Annotated in this window: 14 protein-coding genes; 9 read left to right on the top strand and 5 right to left on the bottom strand. The window is 73.4% G+C overall.

From position 1 onward, the window contains the following. Positions 1–12 precede the first annotated feature (12 nt). Genes IG90_RS0117145 through IG90_RS0117135 form a run of 3 tightly spaced genes read right to left on the bottom strand, consistent with a single transcriptional unit; the run spans position 13 to position 4,153 of the window. Entirely contained in the window at positions 13–1,611 is a 1,599-nt protein-coding gene (locus tag IG90_RS0117145; protein WP_030584642.1) for an acyl-CoA carboxylase subunit beta, read from the bottom strand. After that, positions 1,608–3,350 (bottom strand): acyclic terpene utilization AtuA family protein, encoded by a 1,743-nt coding sequence (locus tag IG90_RS0117140; protein ID WP_030584639.1) that lies wholly within the window; start codon positions 3,348–3,350, stop codon positions 1,608–1,610. Before IG90_RS0117140 ends, IG90_RS0117145 begins: the two co-directional genes overlap by 4 nt. Next, the gene (locus IG90_RS0117135; protein ID WP_030584636.1) at positions 3,347–4,153 is read right to left on the bottom strand and encodes a TIGR03084 family metal-binding protein; all 807 of its coding nucleotides are present in this window, start codon (positions 4,151–4,153) and stop codon (positions 3,347–3,349) included. Before IG90_RS0117135 ends, IG90_RS0117140 begins: the two co-directional genes overlap by 4 nt. Before the next feature lie 445 nt (positions 4,154–4,598). Between IG90_RS0117135 and IG90_RS0117130 the strand changes: the two genes are divergently transcribed. Further along, entirely contained in the window at positions 4,599–4,841 is a 243-nt protein-coding gene (locus IG90_RS0117130; protein ID WP_078585283.1) for a ribbon-helix-helix domain-containing protein, read from the top strand. Beyond that, on the top strand, positions 4,838–5,272 hold the full coding sequence (locus IG90_RS0117125; RefSeq protein WP_030584631.1) for a type II toxin-antitoxin system VapC family toxin: 435 nt from the start codon (positions 4,838–4,840) through the stop codon (positions 5,270–5,272). Before IG90_RS0117130 ends, IG90_RS0117125 begins: the two co-directional genes overlap by 4 nt. Before the next feature lie 40 nt (positions 5,273–5,312). Here the strand turns inward: IG90_RS0117125 and IG90_RS0117120 are convergent, their stop codons facing one another. Then, positions 5,313–6,260: an EamA family transporter gene (locus IG90_RS0117120; RefSeq protein ID WP_030584628.1), complete on the bottom strand. Its 948-nt coding sequence runs from the start codon at positions 6,258–6,260 to the stop codon at positions 5,313–5,315. 160 nt (positions 6,261–6,420) lie between these two features. Here IG90_RS0117120 and IG90_RS0117115 point away from each other — a divergent pair, with 160 nt between their 5' ends. Beyond that, positions 6,421–7,311, top strand: coding sequence for a LysR family transcriptional regulator (locus IG90_RS0117115; protein ID WP_030584625.1), 891 nt, complete (start codon positions 6,421–6,423; stop codon positions 7,309–7,311). On the opposite strand, the gene IG90_RS0117110 is transcribed toward IG90_RS0117115, so the two are convergent. Beyond that, positions 7,286–10,183 (bottom strand): FAD-binding and (Fe-S)-binding domain-containing protein, encoded by a 2,898-nt coding sequence (locus IG90_RS0117110; RefSeq protein ID WP_030584622.1) that lies wholly within the window; start codon positions 10,181–10,183, stop codon positions 7,286–7,288. The two genes, IG90_RS0117115 and IG90_RS0117110, sit on opposite strands and share 26 nt — an antisense overlap. A 261-nt stretch (positions 10,184–10,444) precedes the next feature. On the opposite strand from IG90_RS0117110, the gene IG90_RS0117105 reads away from it, so the two are divergent. The 6 genes from IG90_RS0117105 to IG90_RS0117080 are packed head-to-tail and all read left to right on the top strand — an operon-like array spanning position 10,445 to position 15,904. Continuing rightward, positions 10,445–12,010 (top strand): sensor histidine kinase, encoded by a 1,566-nt coding sequence (locus IG90_RS0117105; protein WP_030584620.1) that lies wholly within the window; start codon positions 10,445–10,447, stop codon positions 12,008–12,010. Next, positions 12,007–12,426 (top strand): roadblock/LC7 domain-containing protein, encoded by a 420-nt coding sequence (locus IG90_RS0117100; RefSeq protein WP_030584616.1) that lies wholly within the window; start codon positions 12,007–12,009, stop codon positions 12,424–12,426. Before IG90_RS0117105 ends, IG90_RS0117100 begins: the two co-directional genes overlap by 4 nt. After that, complete coding sequence (locus IG90_RS0117095) at positions 12,423–12,794, top strand: DUF742 domain-containing protein (RefSeq protein ID WP_030584613.1); 372 nt, start codon at positions 12,423–12,425, stop codon at positions 12,792–12,794. Before IG90_RS0117100 ends, IG90_RS0117095 begins: the two co-directional genes overlap by 4 nt. Next, the gene (locus IG90_RS0117090; protein ID WP_030584610.1) at positions 12,775–13,419 is read left to right on the top strand and encodes a GTP-binding protein; all 645 of its coding nucleotides are present in this window, start codon (positions 12,775–12,777) and stop codon (positions 13,417–13,419) included. Before IG90_RS0117095 ends, IG90_RS0117090 begins: the two co-directional genes overlap by 20 nt. After that, positions 13,416–14,678, top strand: a complete 1,263-nt coding sequence (locus tag IG90_RS0117085; RefSeq protein ID WP_030584607.1) for a cytochrome P450 — start codon at positions 13,416–13,418, stop codon at positions 14,676–14,678. The genes IG90_RS0117090 and IG90_RS0117085 overlap by 4 nt, the downstream gene beginning before the upstream one ends. Then, positions 14,675–15,904, top strand: a complete 1,230-nt coding sequence (locus IG90_RS0117080; protein WP_030584604.1) for a cytochrome P450 family protein — start codon at positions 14,675–14,677, stop codon at positions 15,902–15,904. The genes IG90_RS0117085 and IG90_RS0117080 overlap by 4 nt, the downstream gene beginning before the upstream one ends. Positions 15,905–15,951 lie beyond the last annotated feature (47 nt).

The raw sequence follows: 15,951 nt of genomic DNA, 5'->3' as shown, positions 1-15,951 counted from the left end.
CTCACGTGCGGGTCACATCCGGAAGACGCCGAAGCCGCCACGGGCTCCCTCGACCGGTGCGGTGTGGATCGCGGACAGGCACATCCCGAGGACGGTCCGGGTGTCGCGCGGGTCGATGACCCCGTCGTCGTACAGCCGCCCGGACAGGAACATCGGCAGCGACTCCGACTCGATCTGCTGCTCCACCATGGCGCGCAGCCCGGCGTCCGCCTCGTCGTCGTACGGCTGCCCCTTCGCGGCGGCGGAGGCGCGGGCGACGATGGAGAGGACCCCGGCGAGCTGCTGCGGGCCCATGACGGCGGACTTGCTGCTCGGCCAGGCGAAGAGGAAGCGCGGGTCGTAGGCGCGTCCGCACATGCCGTAGTGGCCGGCCCCGTAGGACGCGCCCATCAGGACCGACAGATGCGGGACCTTCGAGTTGGCGACCGCGTTGATCATCATCGCGCCGTGCTTGATGATGCCGCCCTGCTCGTACTCCTTGCCGACCATGTAGCCGGTGGTGTTGTGGAGGAAGAGCAGCGGGATGTCCCGCTGGTTGGCGAGCTGGATGAACTGGGCCGCCTTCTGCGACTCCTCGCTGAACAGCACGCCCTGCGCGTTGGCGAGGATCCCGACCGGGTAGCCGTGCAGCCGCGCCCACCCCGTGACCAGGCTCGCCCCGTACAGCGGCTTGAACGCGTCGAAGTCCGAGCCGTCGACCAGCCGGGCGATGACCTCGCGCGGGTCGAAGGGGACCTTCAGGTCGCCCGGCACGATGCCGAGCAGCTCGTCCTCGTCGTACTTCGGCGGCTGGGCGGGTCCCGGATCGGCGTGCGCCTTCCGCCAGTTGAGGCGGGCGACGATGCGCCGGGCCTGGCGGACCGCGTCCTGCTCGTCGACGGCGAAGTGGTCGGCGAGCCCGGAGGTGCGGGCGTGCATCTCGGCCCCGCCGAGGGACTCGTCGTCGCTCTCCTCGCCGGTGGCCATCTTCACCAGGGGCGGGCCGCCGAGGAAGACCTTGGACCGCTCCTTGATCATCACGGTGTGGTCGGACATGCCCGGGACGTACGCGCCTCCGGCGGTGGAGTTGCCGAACACGACGGCCACGGTGGGGATTCCGGCGGCGGAGAGCCGCGTGATGTCCCGGAAGAGGGCCCCGCCCGGGATGAAGATCTCCTTCTGGGACGGCAGATCGGCCCCGCCCGACTCCACCAGGCTGATGCAGGGCAGCCGGTTGGCGAAGGCGATCTCGTTGGCGCGCAGGGCCTTCTTCAGCGTCCACGGGTTCGAGGCCCCGCCGCGTACGGTCGGGTCGTTGGCGGTGATCAGGCACTCGACGCCCTCCACCACCCCGATCCCGGTGACGAGCGAGGCCCCCACGGCGTAGTCGCTGCCCCAGGCGGCCAGCGGCGACAGCTCCAGGAACGGGGTGTCGGGGTCGACGAGCAGCTCGATCCGCTCCCGCGCCGGGAGCTTGCCCCGCCCCCGGTGCCGGGCCACGTACTTCTCGCCGCCGCCCGCGAGCGCCTTGGCGTGTTCGGCCTCCAGTTCGGCGAGCTTGGCCAGCATGGTGGCCCGGTTCGCCTCGTAGTCGGGGCTGTTGGTGTCGAGCCCGGTGGGCAGGACGGTCATGCGGTCACCTCCGGGAGGGGGACGCCTTCCAGCAGCGGTACGGGGATGGGCAGCCACCGGGACCGCAGCCACTCCCCCAGCGCCTTGGCCTGCGGGTCGAACCGGGCCTGGGCGGCGACGCCCTCGCCCAGGAGGCCGTGGACGGTGAAGTTCAGGGCGCGGAGGCGGGGCAGGACATGGCGCACGACGGTCAACGAGGCGGCTTCCGGCAGGAGTTCCTTCAGGCGTTCGACGGTCAGCTCGTGCGCCAGCCATCGCCAGGCGTCGTCGCCGCGCACCCAGACGCCGACGTTGGCGTCGCCGCCCTTGTCGCCGCTGCGAGCACCCGCGATGAGGCCGAGCGGGGCGCGTCGGGTGGCGGCGGAGGGGTAGGGAACCGGCAGCGGCGGTTGCTCGACCTCGGCCAACTCCTGGGTGAGGGACGGCGGTTCGATGAGGGCGCGGCTTCCGTCCGGCAGCACGGCGGTGTGCTCGACATCGCCCGCCGGTACGTGGATCGCCTCGAACACCCCGTAGGGCGCGCCCTTTCCGGGCGGGGCGGTGACGTGGAAGCCGGGGTAGCTGCCGAGGGCCAGTTCCACGGCGGCCCCGGAGACGGTCCGGCCGACCGCGTCGGCGTCCCTGTCGCGGACGACGAGCCGGAGCAGGGCGCTGGCCCGCTCCTCGGTGTCGGCGTCCGGGTGCTCGGTGCGGGCCAGCTCCCAGCGCACCTCGGCGGGCGGCCGCCCGCCGCCCCGCTCCAGGGCGTCGGCGAGCTGGTCCTTCACCAGGTCCGCCTTGGCCTCGATGTCGAGGCCGGTGAGGACGAACACGACCTCGTTGCGCCAGCCGCCGAGCCGGGTGAGCCCGGCCTTGAGGGTGGGCGGCGGGGCCTCGCCGCGCACACCGGCGATCCGGACCCGGTCCGGTCCGTCCGGGGTCAGCGTCACGGTGTCGAGGCGGGCGGTGACGTCGGGGCCCGCGTACCGGGCTCCGCCGGTCTCGTAGAGGAGTTGGGCGGTGACGGTGCCGAGGTCGACGACGCCCCCCGTACCGTCGTGCTTGGTGATGACACAGGACCCGTCGGCGTGGATCTCGGCGAGCGGGAAGCCGGGGCGGCGGAGGCGGTCGGCGGCGTACTCGCCGAAGAACGCGTAGTTCCCGCCGGTCGCCTGCGTACCGCATTCCAGTACGTGCCCGGCGACGACGGCCCCCGCGAGCGCGTCCAGGTCGTCCGGGCCCCAGCCGAAGTGGGCGGCGGCCGGTCCGGTGACCAGGGCCGCGTCGGTGACCCGGCCGGTGACGACGACATCGGCGCCGGCCCGCAGACAGGCGGCGATCCCGGAGCCGCCGAGGTAGGCGTTGGCGGTGAGGAACCCGTCCGGGACGGGCAGGCTGTCGCCCTCGACGTGCGCGACGCGGACCGGGACACCGGCCTTGGCCGCCAACATCTTCACGGCATCGGCGAGTCCGGCCGGGTTGAGGCCGCCCGCGTTGGCGACGATCTTCACACCACGCTCGTGGGCGAGGCCGAGCCCCTCCTCCAACTGGCGCAGGAACGTGGTGGCGTAGCCCTTCCGCGGGTCCTTGAGGCGGCTGCGGCCGAGGATGAGCATGGTCAGCTCGGCGAGGTAGTCGCCGGTGAGGACGTCGAGGGGGCCGCCGGTGAGCATCTCGCGCAGGGCGTCGAAGCGGTCGCCGTAGAAGCCGGAGGCGTTGCCGATGCGGAGGGGCGCGGGCCCGGGGGCGGGTGCGCTCATCGGTGGTCGCCCTGCTCCGCACGGGGCGGGCGGCCCGGTCCGGGAGGCCCGGCGAAGGCCTGGGCGATGGAGAGCCACTCGTCGGCGGCGCGCCCCTCGGCGGTGACCGCGAGGTCCGACCGGTGGGCGCGCCGGGTGACCAGGAGGCAGAAGTCGAGGAGCGGCCCGGTGATCCGCTGGGCGGCTTCCTCCGGGCCGTACGCGGTCATCTCGCCGTCCGGGGTGTGGAGTTCGACGCGGAACTCCTCCTCGGGCGGGGTGATCCCGCGCACCGCGTAGGCGTAGTCCCGGGCCCGTACCCCGATCCGCGCCACGTGCCGGAGGCGGGTGGTGGGGGCCCGGGTCACCCCGAGGGCGTCGGCGATGTCCTGGCCGTGCGCCCAGGTCTCCATGAGCCGGGCGGTCGCCATGGACGCGACGCTCATCGGCGGCCCGTACCAGGGGATCCGGGTGCCGGCGGGGGCGTCCCGCAGGACCTTGTCGAGCCGTTGCCGCCCCTCCCGCCACCGGGCGAGCAGGGCGTCCGGGGCATGGGCGGCGACCAGGGCGTCGGCCGCCTCGTCGACGAAGGAGTCGGGGGCGGCCAGGGCCTTGGCCACCTCGTCCCCGAACCGGTCCGGCTCGGTGGCGGCGAGCAGCGCGACCTCGTCGGTCCAGCTGAGGTGGGCGATCTGGTGGGCGACGGTCCACCGCTCGGCGGGGGTCGGGCCACGCCAGGCCGGTCCGCCCAACGGCCCGACCAGGGCGTCGAGTTCTTCGCTCTCTTCGCGCAGATCGTCGATCACGGCTACGACAGCGGACACGTGCGCTCCCCTCGGGACCGGGTGTGGTGCCCAGGAGCATGGCAGCGCTCCATGAAACAATCAAGCACGCTTGCATGATTTTCTGCCCGGCAGGCGGGGCCGGGTGGCGCTCACAACACCACCCCACCCCCGCCGGTCACGCGCCGCCCATGGTCACTCGCCGCCCGTGGCCGCCCGCGCCATCCGCTCCGTCGTGCTGGCCCCGTCGAGAACGCGCCCGGCGACCGTCAGGTCCGACGCGGACCAGCTGGTCCTGGAGCTCCGCCACGACGCCGAAGGCGCGTGCCACGCCTTCCCCGACGACCGCTCCGCGGCCGCCGACGCACCGCACGTCGCCCTGCCCCTGGCGGAGGCCGTGCATGCGCGCATCTGGCAGTCCCCTGATAGTCCGGGCCTCCGCAGCACCACCCTGCCCTACGTAGGGCAGGGTGGTAAACTGGGCAGCATGATAAAGACGACCGTGTACCTTCCGGAAGAACTGGAAGTGCGACTGGATGCCGAGTCCTCCGCGACCGGCGTCAGCAAGGCCGAGCTCATCCGGCGGAGCATCGCCCTACTGCTGGACAGCGCGGAGCGGCCGAAGCGCACCCGGGAACTGCCCGTCTTCGACAGCGGACGCTCCCTCACACCTGACGAGATGGACGACTCGGTGTACGAGCACATCAAGGAACGGACCGCACGTCGTTGATCATCGTCGCGGACACCTCAGCCCTCTACGCCGCTTTCGACGCCGCACAGGCGGAGCACTCGAAGGCGGCCAGGATCCTGGAGGACGAGAGGCTCGCCATCTCCCCTCTGGTCGTCACCGAACTGGACCACCTGGTCCATCGCGACCTGGGTTTCCCGGCGGCCATGCAGGTGATGGAGGCGCTGAACTCCCGCATGGACGACGGGCAGTACCGCCTCGCCGAACTCAGGCTCGCGGACCTGCGTACCGCCCAGGAAGTCCGTCAGAAGTACGAAGGCCTGCGGCTCGACCTGGCCGACGCGGTCGGAGTGGTCCTCGCCGACCGCTACCGGACGGACCGCATCTTCACCTTGGACCAGCGCGACTTCCGGGCAATGTCACCCCTGACTCCCGGACTGGACGCCTTCCGGATCCTGCCCGCCGACGGCTGAGGTCCGGCCGCGTCGCCCCGCCGCGTCCCCTCGCCTCGGCTCACGTCTCACGGCGGCCCGACCGGCTGCGCACCGCGCCGATGCTGGCCCCGATGACGAGCGCGATGGCGAGGGCGTCCGTCGTGGAGAGGGCCTGGTCCAGGATCAGGAAGCCCGCGCCGGCGGCGATGGCCGGCTCCAGGCTCATCATCACGGCGAACGTGGGCGCGGGCATCCGACGCAGGGCCATCAGCTCCAGGGTGTACGGGAGGACCGAGCTCAGGAGGGCCACGGCCGCGCCGAGCGCCATGACGGACGGGACCGTGAGCCTCCCCCCGGACTCGATGACGCCCAGGGGCAGCGAGAGGACAGCGGCGACCACCATCGCCAGCGCCAGCCCGTCCGCCTGCGGGAAGCGGCGGCCGGTGCGGGCGCTGAACACGATGTACGCCGCCCACATCGCCCCGGCCCCCAGGGCGTACGCCGCGCCGACCGGGTCGAGGCGGTCGAAGCCGCCGCCGCCCAGCAGGACGACGCCGACGAGGGCGAGGCCCGCCCACACCACGTTGATCAGACGGCGGGAGGCGAACACCGAGAGGGTGAGCGGGCCGAGCACCTCCAGGGTCACGGCGATGCCGAGCGGGATCCGGTCCAGCGCCTGGTAGAAGAGCGTGTTCATGCCACCCATCGCGACGCCGAAGGCGAGCACCGTGCCCCAGTCGGCCCGCGAGTGGCCGCGCAGCTTCGGCCGGCAGATCAGCAGCAGGACCAGCGCGGCGGCCGTCAGCCGCAGGGTGACGACGCCCAGCGCGCCCGCCTTCGGCATCAGGAGCGCCGCGACGGCCGAGCCGAACTGGACCGACAGGCCGCCGGCGACCACCAGCACGATCGGCGTCAGCGCCGCCCGGCGCCCGGCCCCGGTCCGCCCGGCGCCTTCGAGTGCCGTCACCGCTTCGGGTACGGCGACGGCTGCGGCGGCCGGTTCGGCGGCGCTGCGCTGGTCGTTCACGGGGGACCTTCCGGGGAAACAGAGGCGGGACGGCTCAGTACACTGTAATGGACTGGACAGTACGAGAAGCCGCACTATTCGGCCAACGGTTTCCCTTCACCGTAGGGACGCCCGCGCGTTCCGTGAAATGCCGATCAAGCTCTCGTTATGCTTCCCACGCATGAACGAGGGACCCTCCACCGGCCGCCCCGTGGAACTCCGGCATCTACGGGCCTTCCTCGCCGTCGCCGACGAGCTCAACATCACGCGCGCCGCCGCCCGGCTCCGGCTGACCCAGCCCGCCGTTTCCCGCACCCTCGCGGCGCTGGAGCAGCACCTGGGGGTCCGGCTCGTCGACCGTTCCACCCACCACCTGGCCCTGACCCCCGACGGCGTCGCCTTCCGCGACAAGGCGGCCGCCGCCGTCGCCGCCTTCGACGAGGCCCTCGACTCCGGGCGGCTGCGCACCTGGCCGCTGCGGCTCGGGCACGCCTGGTCCGCGTTCGGGCCGTACACCACGCCGCTGCTGCGGACCTGGCAGGAGCGCCACCCGGGGACCCCGCTGGAACTGCTCCGGATCGACGACCGCACCGCCGGCCTGACCCGGGGCGAGGTCGACGCGGCGCTGCTGCGGGGGCCCGTGGACGCGCCGGGGCTCGTCGCCGAGGTGCTGTACACCGAGGTCCGGGTGGCGGCGGTGACCGCGGACGGGCCGCTCGCGGGGCGGGCGTCGCTCGCCCTCGCCGATCTCACGGACGGCCCCGTCGTCCTGAACACCGTGTCCGGCACCACCACCGTCGACCTGTGGCCGGCGCACGCCCGCCCGGCCGCCACCCTCACCGTCGGGAACACCGACGACTGGCTCACCGCCATCGCCGCCGGACGCGGCAGCGGGGTGTCCACCGCATCGACCGCGACCCTGCACCCGCACGCGGGGGTCGCCTACGTCCCGCTCGACGACGCCCCGGGCGTCCCGGTCCTCCTCGCCCGCCGCGACGCCCCCGGCCACCCCGCACTCCCCCAGCTGGCGGCCCTGGCCCGCGAGATCATCGCGCGGGGTCCGGTCCACTGAGGCCGCGACCGGCCGGATCCGGGGGCGACGCCTCCAGCCCTTCCGCGATCACCTCGGCGAGGTGCCGGGCCCGGCGTCCGGCGAGCTGGTCGAGCTGGGTGCGGCAGGAGAAGCCGTCCGCGAGGAGTTCCGTCCCGGGTGCCGCTCCCCGTACGGCGGGGAGCAGCCGCTCCTCCGCACAGGCGACGGACACCTCCCAGTGGCCCCTCTCGAAACCGAAGTTCCCGGCGAGCCCGCAGCAGCCGCCGCTGAGTTCGCCGGTCAGGCCCATGCGTGCGCGCAGTCGCCGTTCCGCCGCGTCGCCGAGCACCGCGTGCTGGTGGCAGTGGGTCTGGCCGGCGGCCGGGCGGTCCAGGCGGGGCGGGGTCCAGTCGGGGGCGTACTCCTCCAGGTACTGGGCGAACGTCCGCACGGACGAGGCCAGCTCGGCGGCGCGCGGGTCGTCGGGGAGGAGTTCGGGCAGGTCGGTGCGGAGCGTCGCGGCGCAGCTCGGTTCGAGGACGACGAGCGGCCGGCCGGGGAAGAGGCGGAGGCGGTCCAGGGTGCGGCGCATCACGCGGCGGGCCGCGTCGAGCTGGCCCGTCGATACGTACGTGAGGCCGCAGCACACCCCGCGCGGGGCCGGCAGCACCGTACGACCCGTCGCCTCCTCCAGGACCCGGACCGCCGCCCGTCCCACCTGCGGGGAGAGGTGCTCGGTGAAGGTGTCCGCCCAGAGGGCCACCACCCGGTCGGTGGAGAGGATGTGCGTCCCGCCGCCCTGCCTCCGGCGCAGCCACCGGCTGTAGGTCTGAGTCGCCAGTGCCGGGATCGTCCGCTCGGGCGCGATGCCCGCCAGCCGTTTCACGAGGGCGGCGAGGGGGCGCAGCCGGGCCAGGGCGTTGAGGGGGCGGGCGAAGGGCGCGGCCAGGCGCAGCCACCGCGGGAGGCGGCCCATCGCGTAGTGGGCGGCGGGGCGGAGGCGGCCCCGGTAGTGGTGGTGCAGGAACTCCGCCTTGTACGTGGCCATGTCGACGCCGACCGGGCAGTCGCCGCGGCACCCCTTGCAGGAGAGGCAGAGGTCGAGCGCGTCCCGTACCTCCGTACTCCGCCAGCCGTCGGTGACGACCTCGCCCGCGAGCATCTCGTGCAGCAGCCGGGCCCGCCCCCGGGTCGAGTGGGCCTCCTCGCCGGTCGCCCGGAAGGACGGGCACATGACGCCCGCGCCGCTCACCTCCGTCGTGCGGCACTTGGCGACGCCGACGCAGCGCCGGACCGCGCCCGCGAAGTCCCCGCCGTCCCGCGGGTAGCCGAACTCCACGTCGACCGGGCGTTTCGGGAGGACGGCGAAGCGGAGGTTCGTGTCGAGGCGGGCGGGGCGGGCGAGGATGCCCGGGTTCAGGCCGCCGTCCGGGTCCCACAGGTCCTTGAACCGGCCGAAGAGGGCCACGAGTTCGTCCCCGTACATCCGGGGCAGCAGCTCCGCGCGCGCCTGGCCGTCGCCGTGCTCGCCGCTGAGGGAGCCGCCGTGCGCGACGACGAGGTCGGCGGTCTCCTCGGAGAACCGGCGGAAGCGGGCCACGCCGTCCGCGCCGACCAGGTCGAAGTCGATGCGGACGTGGATGCAGCCGTCGCCGAAGTGGCCGTACGGGGTGCCGCGCAGTCCGTGTCCGGCGAGCAGGGCCCGGAAGTCGCGGAGGTAGGCGCCGAGCCGGGCGGGCGGCACCGCGCAGTCCTCCCAGCCGGGCCAGGCCTCACTGCCGTCCCGCATCCGGGTCGCGGTCCCGGCGGCGTCCTCGCGGATCCGCCACAGGGCCCGCTGCCCGGCCGGGTCGGTGACGACGGTGCCGTCGGTGGCGTCGGCCGCCCGCAGGATGCGTTCGGCGTGCGCGCGTGCCTCGGCCGGGGTGTCGCCGCCGGTCTCGACGAACAGCCAGGCGGCCCCGCGCGGCAGCCCGGCGGACTCCCGTACGAGGTCGGCGGCCATGCCCTCGACGGTGAGCGGGCGGTACGGGAGGAGGCCCGGGGCGGCGTCGGCGGCGGCGGTCTCGTCGGCGTACCCGAGGACGGCCAGGGCGCGGGCGCGCGGGGCCTCGACCAGCCGCACGGTGGCCTCGGTGACGACGCCGAGGGTGCCCTCGCTGCCGCAGAACGCGCGGACCGGGTCGGGGCCGCCGGGGTGTTCGGGGAGCAGGGCGTCGAGCGCGTACCCGGAGATGCGGCGCGGGAGGTCCGGGTAGCCGGTGCGGAGGAGGGCGAGGTGAGAGGCGATCAGCGCCGGGACGCCCTCGGGGCCTTCGGCCCCTCCCTGCTCCAGACGCAGCGCCTCGCCCCCGTACCGCACCACCGACAGCTTCCGCACGTTGTCCGCCGTCGTGCCCCAGGCCACCGAGTGCGCGCCGCAGGAGTTGTTGCCGATCATCCCGCCGAGGGTGCAGCGGCTGTGGGTGGAGGGGTCGGGGCCGAAGGTCAGGCCGTGGGGTGCGGCGGCGGCTCGCAGGTCGTCCAGGATCACACCGGGCTGGACGACGGCGGTGCGGGCGGCGGGGTCCAGGTCGAGGATCGTGCGCAGATGGCGGGTGAGATCGAGGACGAGGCCGGTGCCGGTGGCCTGCCCGGCGATGGACGTGCCGCCGCCGCGCGCCACCACCGGGACCCCGTGCTCCCGGCAGACGGCCAGGGCGGCGGCGATGTCGTCGGCGTCGCGCGGGGCGAGCACACCAAGCGGGACGCGGCGGTAGTTGGAGGCGTCCATGGTGGTCAGCGCCCGGGCGGCGGCCCCGAAGTCGCTCGCGCCGCGTACGGCGGAGCGGAGCGCCGCGACGAAAGCCGGGGGAGCCGCCGGGGGAGTCGCCGACGGGGTTTCGCTATGCGGTCGATGCTGTTCGGCCATGGCTTCAGCATGCCGTCGACACAGGGGAACACTTGGGATGCGGGCGGACCAAAGCACGCAAGCCTCACAAAAAAGCCCACAAGATCTTCCCAAACAGACCGTCAAGTCTCCTATAGTGACCAAGACTTGCGCAGGAATTATCAGCTCCAGTTGTGCACGATCGCCCATACCCGTGACGAACTGTCCTGAATTCGACTGGTCAGCTTCGCCCGGGTCGTACGCCCCATACCGTCCCGCACCGTCCGCCACCGAGGACTCCGATTGCGCCCCTCACACCGGCCCACCGCACTCGCCCTGCTGATCTCGGCAGCCGCAACCGGCACGCTGACCCTGTGGGGCGTCGCCGCGGCCCCCGATGCGGTACGGACCCCGCTGGCCTGGGGCGCGGGCGCAGCCGCCGTGCTGCTGAGCGTCTGCGTGGCCGTCACCGTCCACACCCTGGGGACCGCGCGGACACTGCGCGCCCTGCGGGCCGCCGACGCCCAGCGGTTCACCTCCGAGACCTCGCGCCTGGTCTCCGCCTCCGCCGTCGAGGCTCAGCGCTTCACCGCGGAGACGGCCAGGATCAAGGGCGCCGCCTCCGCCGAGACCGCCCGGGTCGCCGCCGAGGCCCGCGCCGAGAACGAGCGGATCGCCGCGGAGGCCGCCGCCGAGCAGGCCCGCCTCGGCATCACCGTCGACCGGCTGACCGCCCGCGCCACCCGTGCCGAGACCGAGCGCTCCGCGGCCGTCGCCGCCTGCGCCAACGCGGCCGGGCGGATGCAGGCCCTGGCCACCAGCATGCTGGCCGACCTCCGCGAGATGGAGCACCGGCACTCCGACGAGTCCGTGCTCGGGGACCTGCTCCACCTGGACCACCGCACCGCCCAGGCGGGCCGCCTCGCCGACTCCATCGCCGTGCTGACCGGGGCCCGCTCCGGCCGGCGCTGGGCCAAGCCGATCGTCATGGAGTCGATCCTGCGCGGCGCGATGGGCCGGATCGGCAGCTACCAGCGGGTCCGCCTGCACTCCACCAGCGATGTCGCCATCGCCGGTCACGCGGCCGAGGGCGTCATGCACGCACTCGCCGAGCTCCTCGACAACGCGGCCAACTTCTCGCCGCCCACCGCCGAGGTCCATGTGTACGTGGAGGAGGTCCCGGCGGGCATCGTCATCACCGTCGAGGACAGCGGGCTCGTCATGAGCGAGGTGCAGTTGCGCCGCGCCGAGAAGGCGGTCTCCGCCGAGAACCAGGACCTCACCAACCTCTCCGGCACCCGCCTCGGGCTCGCCGTCGTCGGCCGGCTGGCCCGCAAGCACGGGCTGACCGTCTCCTTCCGGCCGTCCGCCCGCGGTGGCACCGGCGCGCTGATGATGCTCCCCCAGGACCTCATCTCCCGGGCGACCGCACCGAGCCCGGTGACCCCGACGGCGACGGTCCCGGCCCAGGCCCACGCGCCGGCCGCCCCCGCCGAGCCGGAGCCCTCGCACGCCTCGGCCGCCGGAGCGGACACCGCCGACGCCGCCCCCGCGGCCCGGTCCCTCACCGCGGACGACGCCTCCACGCCCCCGACTCCGGTGGCGGAGTCGGAGTCCTCGGGCGCTTTCGTGGATTCGGAGTCCGAGTCCACCGGCGCCGTGCCCGCGTTCGGCGAGAGCGGCCTGCCCAAGCGCCGCCGCGGCCGCACGCTGGCCGCCGCCGAGTCCCGTACCGGCAACGCCACCCCCGGCGGAGCCGAAACCCCCCGGGCCCGTACCACCGACCCGAAGGTCCAGGCAGCGCGCTTCAGCACCTTCAGCAAGGCGGTACGGGCCAACTCCACGCACCCGGAAGGCAACACCCGATGACCGCGACCACCGACGAGAAGCTCAACTGGCTGCTGGAGGGGCTGCTCGACCGCACCCCCGGTACCCGCCACGCCCTCGTCCTGTCCCGCGACGGCCTCAAGCTGTGCCGGACCCCCGAGCTCTCCGTCGACCAGGCCGACCAGCTGGCCGCGATCTCCGCCGGGATCCAGAGCCTGTCGCACGGCGCGTCCATCGAGTTCGGGGACGGCACCGGCGGCGTACGGTCCGCGATGGCCGAGTTCTACGGCGGCGTGCTGTTCATCGTCGAGGCGGGGGCCGGGGCCCACCTGGCCGTCGTCGCCGACGAGGACTCCGACGTGGGCCTCGTCGGGCACAACATGAGCGAGCTCGTCGAGCAGCTCGGTGAACACCTCGTCGCACCGCCGCGCACCCCCGCGGAGGTTCCGGCCGTATGACGACGGCGCCCCGCCCCCGACCGGGCCGCGACGACGATCCGGACCGGCTGTACACCCTCACCGGAGGACGCAGCCGTTCCGACTCCGCCGCCTTCGACCTGGTGACGCTCGTCGTCGCCGAGTGCGACCCGGCCCCCGGGATGCAGTCCGAGCACGTCGCGATCCTGCGGATGTGCCAGGGCCCCACCGCCGTCGTCGAGATCGCCGCGACCCTGAACCTGCCGGTCAGCATCGTCCGCATCATGCTGTGCGACCTGCTCGACACCAGCCGGATCAGCGCTCGCCACCCCCGTACAGCCCGTGTCGCGGACCGGCTCCCCGACCCCGACATCCTGGAACAGGTGCTCGTTGGACTCCGCAACCTCTGACCGCGCCGCCCTGAGCTCGACGGCCGACAACGGACTCAAGATCGTTGTCGTCGGCGGCTTCGGGGTCGGCAAGACCACCATGGTCCGATCCGTGAGCGAGATCCGTCCGCTCAACACGGAGGAGACCATGACCCGCGCGGGCGAGGCCGTCGACCACCTCGACGGCGTCCAGGCCAAGACGTCCACCACGGTGGCGTTCGACTTCGGCCGGATCACGCTCGACGAACGCTCCGTGCTGTACCTCTTCGGCGCCCCCGGACAGGAGCGCTTCTGGTTCCTGTGGGACCGGCTGTTCTCCGGCACGCTCGGCGCGGTCGTCCTCGTCGACACCCGGCGGCTCGCCGACTCCTGGTACGCCATCGACCGCCTGGAGCACCACGGCACGCCGTTCATCGTGGCGTGCAACGACTTCGGCGGCCCGCTCCACAGCGAGCAGCAGATCCGGGAGGCCCTGGACCTCTCGGAGGACGTGCCGCTGGTGGAGTGCGACGCCCGCGACCGCTCCTCCAGCAAGTACGTGCTCATCACGCTCGTCGAGCACCTCGCCGCGCTCTCCGCCGCCCGCCTCCGCGCCCCCGAGGCGGCCCTGGCGGCGGCCGGCCCGACCCCGGAGCCCGCCCCGTGACCACTGCCTCCGGCTGTCCCGTGACCGGCGGGTCCGTCCCCCTGTCCGGGCCCCGCTTCCAGAGCGACCCCGTCCAGCTCTACCGGGACATGCGGCGCGACCACGGGGCGATCGCCCCGGTCGTGCTGGACGGCGACGTGCCCGCCTGGCTCGTCCTCGGCTACCGCGAACTGCACCAGGTCACCGGCGACCCGGCCCTCTTCAGCCGGGACTCCGACCTGTGGAACCAGTGGGACCGCATCCCCGACGACTGGCCGCTGCTGCCGATGATCGGGCGCAAGCAGCCCTCGATCCTCTACACGGTCGGCGAGCGCCACAGCGTCCGCGCCATGATGATCAGCAACGCGCTGGAGGGCGTCGACCCGTTCTCCCTGAAGCGGTACGCGGAGGAGTTCGCGGACGAGCTGATCGACCGGTTCTGCACCAAGGGCTCGGTCGACATCATCGCGGAGTACGCCAAACTGCTCCCCGCCCTCGTGCTGGCCAGGATCTACGGCTTCTCCGACGAGAAGGCCCACCCGCTGGTCGACGCGATCAACGACATGATCGACGGCCGGGAGCGGGCGCTCGCCGGACAGCAGCACCTGGGGATGTCGATGTTCCAGCTGCTGGCCGACAAGCACCGGGAGCCGGGCGACGACGTCGCCAGCCGGATGCTCGCGGACACCGGCGGCTTCACCGACGAGGAGGTCGCCCAGGACCTCATGGTGATGATGGCGGCCGGTCACCAGCCGACCGCCGACTGGATGGGCAACTCGCTGCGCCTGATGCTCACCGACGACCGGTTCGCCGCCTCGCTCTCGGGCGGCCGGCACAGCGTCGCCGAGGCGATGAACGAGGTCCTCTGGGAGGACACCCCGTCGCAGAACGTGGCCGGCCGCTGGGCCACCCGCGACACCCACATCGGCGGCCGCCACATCCGCGCCGGGGACCTGCTGATCCTGGGGATCGCCGCCGCCAACGGCGACCCGCAGGTACGGACCCACGCCTCGGCGCTGACCGGCGGCAACAACGCCTTCCTCTCCTTCGGCCACGGCGAGCACCGCTGCCCGTTCCCGGCCCAGGAGACCGCCGAGGTCATCGCCCGTACCGGCATCGAGGTCCTGCTCGACCGGCTGCCCGACGTGGACCTCGCCGTCCCCGCCGAGCAGCTCACCCGCCGCCCGTCACCGTGGCTGCGCGGTCTCACGGACCTGCCGGTGACCTTCACGCCCACGCCCGCGGTCGGAAGACCCGGACACTTCGGAGGCCCCGCATGACCCGCATCGCGCTCGACCCGTTCGTCACCGACCTCGACGGCGAGAGCGCCGCGCTGCGGGCCGCCGGTCCGCTGGCGGAGGTGGAACTGCCGGGCGGGGTGCACGTCTACGCGGTCACCCGCCACGCCGAGGCCCGCGCGCTGCTCACCGACAGCCGGGTGGTCAAGGACATCAACGTCTGGGGCGCCTGGCAGCGCGGCGAGATACCGATGGACTGGCCGCTGATCGGCCTGGCCAACCCGGGCCGCTCGATGCTGACGGTCGACGGGGCGGACCACCGCCGTCTCCGAACGCTGGTGGCGCAGGCGCTCACGGTGAAGCGGGTGGAGCGGCTGCGCGCCGGGATCGAGGCGCTGACGAACGCGAGCCTGGAGAAGCTGGCGGCCCTCCCGGCCGGGCAGCCGGTGGACCTGAAGGCCGAGTTCGCCTATCCGCTGCCCATGAACGTCATCAGCGAGCTGATGGGCGTGGACGCGGCGGACCACCCCCGGCTGAAGGAACTGTTCGAGAAGTTCTTCTCGACGCAGACGCCGCCGGAGGAGGTCCCGCAGATGATGGCGGACCTCGCGGCCCTCTTCACGAAGATCGTCGACTCCAAGCGGGCGAACCCGGGCGACGACCTCACCAGCGCGCTGATCGCGGCCTCCGAGAACGGTGACCACCTCACCGACGAGGAGATCGTCAACACGCTGCAGCTGATCATCGCCGCCGGACATGAGACCACCATCAGTCTGATCGTCAACGTGGTCGAGGCGCTCCAGACCCACCCCGAGCAGCGCGAGAAGGTGCTGAACGGGGAGATCGGGTGGGACGGCGTGATCGAGGAGACGCTGCGCTGGAACACCCCGACCTCGCACGTCCTCATCCGCTTCGCGACGGAGGACATCGAGGTCGGCGACAGGATCCTCCCGAAGGGCGAGGGCCTGATCATCTCGTTCGGTGCGCTGGGCCGGGACGAGGAGAGTCACGGCCCGACGGCAGGCGAGTTCGACGCCTCCCGCACCCCGAACCGCCACATCGCCTTCGGCCACGGCCCGCACGTCTGCCCCGGTGCGGCACTGTCCCGCCTGGAGGCGGGCATCGCACTCCCCGCCCTCTACGAGCGGTTCCCGGAACTGGAGCTGGCGGTCCCCGCCGCCGAGCTGCGCAACAAGCCGATCGTGACGCAGAACGACCTGTACGAGCTGCCGGTGGAACTGGGCTGCCCGTCCGGCCACGGCGCGTAGGAGTTCCCTGTCGCGGGGGTCCACGGGCCGGATCGGGCGTCTCATCG

This window comes from Streptomyces anulatus, from assembly GCF_000721175.1.
In the GTDB taxonomy this organism is placed as follows: domain Bacteria; phylum Actinomycetota; class Actinomycetes; order Streptomycetales; family Streptomycetaceae; genus Streptomyces; species Streptomyces anulatus_C.
This window is presented reverse-complemented; position numbering and strand designations above follow the sequence as displayed.